Annotated in this window: 2 protein-coding genes; one reads left to right on the top strand and one right to left on the bottom strand. The window is 69.2% G+C overall.

Going from position 1 to position 3165, the window contains the following annotated elements; translation table 11 throughout:
* Positions 1-140: 140 nt before the first annotated feature.
* Positions 141-1769: a Na/Pi cotransporter family protein gene (locus FHD68_RS18065; protein ID WP_139086468.1), complete on the bottom strand. Its 1629-nt coding sequence runs from the start codon at positions 1767-1769 to the stop codon at positions 141-143.
* 274 nt (positions 1770-2043) lie between these two features.
* Here FHD68_RS18065 and FHD68_RS18070 point away from each other — a divergent pair.
* Positions 2044-3165 (top strand): glycosyltransferase family 2 protein (locus FHD68_RS18070; protein WP_167550436.1); only part of this gene is annotated, 1122 nt, incomplete at its 3' end.

The raw sequence follows: 3165 nt of genomic DNA on the forward strand, positions 1-3165 counted from the left end.
GCGACGTCGGTCCCGGCCCACCTGATCGGGGCCAAGGCCGGGCGCATCGCGCCGGGCCGGGCCGCGGACCTGATCCTGCTGGACGCGGACCTGCACCTGACCGGCATCCGCGACGGCGCGGGCTGGCGCGCGCCCCGGGCCTAGCTGCCGCGCAGCCGGCTTTCGATCAGCAGCCCTTCGTCCTGCAGGATCGGATGGGCGACCGAGACCGCATGGGCATTGATCCGCTTGAGGTCGCGCAGCAGGTCCAGATGCAGGGACGAGGTTTCGCGGCTTTCGGTCTGGCCTTCGCGCAGGCGGATCAGGTGGCGCTGCGCGGACTGGCGTTCCAGGTTGCGGATGGTGACCTTCTGCTCCATCAGGCGGCGGGCCATGTCGCGGTCACGCGTCATGAACACCGTCTGCGCCATGCGCAGGTTCTCCTGCGTCAGCAGGAACAGCGCGTCCAGTTCGCGGAACCCCTCGCCCGAAAAGCGCAGGCCCAGGCCGATCTTCTTGGCCACCTCGGGGGACAGGCCCCGGTCGATGATGTCGCCGAAATGTTCCAGGTTGATGACGTAATCCAGGATGTCGATGGCCTGCCGACGCTCGGCCTCGGTCGCGTCGCCGGTCAGGCGCGACAGATAGTTCTTGACCTGCTGCTGTCGCCGGTCGACCTGATCCTCGATCGCGCGGACCTCGGCCAGGGGGGCGGGATCGTGCTTGCGGAACGCCGCGCGGGTCTGGGCCAGCATCCGCTCGACGCTGTCGCCGATGTCCAGAACCTCGCGCCGGGCGCCGGTCAGGGCCAGGGGCGGCGCGTCCAGAACCTGCGCATCCAGCCAGCGCGGCGCGGTCGAGGCCGCATGCGCGTCCTGCGGCATCAGCACCGCCACCAGACGGCAGACCAGCGCGTTGAAGGGCCAGATCAGCGCCGCCAGCGCCAGGTTGAACGCCAGGTGGGCGCTGACCGCCAAGGGCCCCACGGCCAGGGGCATGGCATTCAGCGCGCCCGCCGCCAATCCCGCCAGCGGCAGCGCGATCAGGCAGCCGATGGCGCGCACCGTCAGGTTGCCCAGCAGCACCCGCCGCGCGGCGATATCCAGCGTGGCCCCCGCCAGCACCGGCGCCATCGCGCCGCCCAGGTTCGCGCCCAGCACCATGACCACCGTCAGGTCGGGCGGCAGAACCAGCGACCCGATCAGCAGCACCGCCGCCAACGATGACGAACACAAAAGCGCGATCCCCGCCGCGAAGGCCAGCGCCACGGGCCAGGCCTGATCCAGCATCGGCAGGAAGGCGGCCATCTGCGGCGAGGCGCGCAGCGGCGCGGTCGCCTGGTCCAGCAACGTCAGCGACACCAGCATCAGCCCTACGCCGATCAGGGCCGTGCCCACCCCCGACGTCACCGTCGTGCCCCGGCGGCGCAGGCCGTAACCCAGCAGCACCAGGACCGGCGCGACCGCGGTGATGTCGGTCGACACGATCACCGCCGTCATCGCCGTGCCGACATTCGCGCCCAGCAGCACGATCTGCGCGCGGCGGGTGGCGATCATCTCTCGCTGGACGAAGGACGCGGTCAGCAGGGCGGTGGCCGTCGACGATTGCAGACCCAAGGTGGCGGCAAGCCCCGATGCGAAGGCCCGCAGCCCCGTGCGCGTGCCCGCGCCCAGGATCAGCTTCATTCGCAGGCCGAAGGCCTCGACCATGCCGTCGCGCACCAGTCCCAGACCGAACAGCAGCAGCGCCACCGCGCCTGCCAGCTGCAGGAAACCCAGAATCGATGCCATGTGCCTTTACCATCCCTTTCCGGGCTGCCCGCGCGGGCCGTCACAGATCCGACTTGAAGCCGCCCCTTGCATCCTGTGAAGGGGATAACGACGCAGCGGGCGCCGCTGTTGCACAAAGCGCACAGGATTTGGGCCGATGCCATGCCGCGCGGCAGGCGGGCACGCCATGGGGCAGGCCGGGCGCGCGCCGACAACCGCAGGGCGGCATATCCCTTTGAGGAAGCCGCGCCGCTCTGATATGGACGGGGTCACGACACAGGAAACCCGTGCGGCCATGAACAGCCTGTCCCCCGATCTTTCGTTCCGCTGGAAATCGAACGCGACGCGGACCATCGTCACGACCGTCAAGAACGAGGGGCCGTTCCTGCTGGAATGGCTGTGCTATCACCGGCTGATCGGGTTCAACCGCTTCGTCATCTATTCCAACGACTGCACCGACGGCACGCACCAGATGCTGCAGCTGCTGGACCAGGCGGGGATTGTCATCCACTTCGACAACAGCGACCTGATCGCCGGCCAGCCCGACGACCCGCAGCGCCGCGCCTATGCCCGCGCCATGGCCCTGCCCGAAGTGACGGGCAGCGACTGGATCGCGGTGCTGGACGGGGACGAATTCTTTCACGTCAACACCGGGGACGGCACCTTGGACGCGCTGTTCGCGGCCCTGCCCGACCGCACCGACGCGGTCGCCGCGCAGTGGCGCATCTTCGGCAACGGCGGCGTGATCCCGTTTAGGGACGAGCTGCAGATCCGCCAGTTCACCATGGCCTCGCCCACGGACATTCCGTTCACGCACAGCCAGTTCGCCATCAAGACCATCTTTCGACCGCTGCCGGTGCAGCACCTGGGCGTCCATCGACCGGTCTTCAAGAACTTCTACGGCCTTCCCGCGCATCCGCTGCTGATCGTGAACGGCTCGGGAGAGGACGTGACCCGCGACCTTCTGCGGCAGCGGTGGACCACCTCCCCGAAGATGGCGGGGTACGATCTGTGCCACGTCAACCACTACATGATCCGTGCCAGCGAGGTCTTCCTGATGAAGCGCTGGCGCGGCACCGCCAACAGCGCGGATGCCGACCGGATCAACTTCGACTACTATGACCAGCACAATCTGAATGTGGTCGAGGAGACCGGCATCACCGCATGGGCCGACCGCGTGGCGCAGGCGCGGGCAGAGCTGGTCGGGCTGATTCCCGCCCTTGGCGCGCTGCATGCCGAGGCGGTGGGCCGGTTCCGCCGCCAGATCGATGTCCTCTCTGCACAGCTGCTGGCCGAGGCGCCGGACCAGCACGCCCGCCTGTTCGACCCCGCGGTCCTGCAGGCCGAGACCGAACGCCGCCAGGCCGAACTGGCCGCGCGCCGCGCGCGGCAGGCGTCGATCGCGGCCACCCCGCCC

The organism is Paracoccus marcusii, assembly GCF_006151785.1.
GTDB lineage: Bacteria > Pseudomonadota > Alphaproteobacteria > Rhodobacterales > Rhodobacteraceae > Paracoccus > Paracoccus marcusii.